This window comes from Rugosimonospora africana, from assembly GCF_016862975.1.
Classification (GTDB): Bacteria; Actinomycetota; Actinomycetes; order Mycobacteriales; family Micromonosporaceae; genus Rugosimonospora; species Rugosimonospora africana.
The window spans coordinates 1-1339 of sequence record NZ_BONZ01000167.1; the positions used below are offsets into that span (position 1 = coordinate 1).

The 1339-nt window shown below is 65.2% G+C and carries 1 protein-coding gene and 1 pseudogene; one reads left to right on the forward strand and one right to left on the reverse strand.

Annotated features, from left to right (window positions below; genetic code table 11):
- Positions 1-24: 24 nt before the first annotated feature.
- Entirely contained in the window at positions 25-420 is a 396-nt protein-coding gene (locus Raf01_RS49005) for a hypothetical protein (RefSeq protein ID WP_203925056.1), read from the reverse strand.
- Positions 421-561: 141 nt separating this feature from the next.
- Between Raf01_RS49005 and Raf01_RS49010 the strand changes: the two are divergent.
- Positions 562-1333: pseudogene (locus Raf01_RS49010) on the forward strand (transposase family protein).
- The last annotated feature ends 6 nt before the right edge of the window (positions 1334-1339 follow it).

Genomic DNA, 1339 nt, shown 5'->3' on the forward strand with positions numbered 1-1339 from the left:
TTGAGGCCTTTCCAACCTGCTCGCTCAACCGCTGACTAGCTGGTCCCAGCGGTCGGTAGTCATGAGCATGACCATGCGGTTATCGCCGTCAACGTGTGAGATCCAGGTGTCGGGATCGGCGAGGGCGGAGGCGATCTCGGCCTCGGTCATCACGGCAGCTTCATCCCAAACGCCGTTGTGCGGTTCGCGGATCTCGATCCAGCCCATGGCGAGGAGGTCTGCGACCACTCCAGCGAAGCGGGGGATCAACGACCGCACGGTGTCTTCAGAGATGGGTCGCGCGACCAGCACGTCCCCGACCTTCACCTGTCCGTTGACTCGACGGTTGTACTCGTAGACCACGCCGTTGAGGTAAGCCTCTTCTACCGCATTGATCATCACGGTGTACTGCTCAGCTGTCAGCTCGTCCCAGACACCCACCCCGTCATCGTGCCAGCCCGCAGGAACCACTCAGGCGATGAGTCACAGGTCGGCCACGTGGCCGTGTCATCTGCCCACAAAGGACGAAGCTCCCGGTAAGACATCGGTCGACCAAGATCGGCTGCCTGTCCGGGAGCTTCGTTGTTAACCTATCCCGCCACTATCCCGCTATCCACCTGTACCCTGACCCACCTCGCCGAGCAACTACGCGCGCACCGCGCCGATCGCGGCACCCGCTGGCGGCGTCTGACCCCCGGCCAGCAAGCACTCCTGGCGCTGGCTCACCTCCGCAACGGCGACACCTACACCCGGCTCAGCGGCCGGCTTCAGCATCGGCGTGGCCACCGCCCATCGCTACGTCCGCGAAGCCATCAACCTGCTCGCTGCCGCGGCGCCCACCCTGGAGCAGGCCGTCTACCGGGCATCCCGCCTGCTGTGGGTCATTCTCGACGGCACCCTGATCCCGATCGACCGCATCGCTGAAGACCGCCCCTACTACTCCGGCAAGCACAAACGCCACGGCGTCAACGTGCAGGTCCTAGCCGACACCCGTGGCAACCTGCTGTGGGCCTCACCCGCACTACCCGGCGCCACCCACGACCTCACCGCCACCCGCCGGCACGGCATCCCCACGGCCCTGACCAAATTCGGCGTCGCCTGCTACGCGGACAACGCCTACCGCGCCGCCGGACCAACCATCGCCGTACCGTTCCGCCGACAGCCTCGCACCCTCTCGACAAACCAGAAGAAGGTCAACAGCAACCACGCCCGCAACCGGGCACCCGGCGAACGCGCTATCGCCACCCTCAAGACCTGGAAGCTACTGACCAAGCTGCGCTGCTGCCCACGCCGAGCCACCACGATCATCGGCGCGATCCGAGTCCTTCAAGCCGTCGAAGACCAGGGCAAATGAGATTGG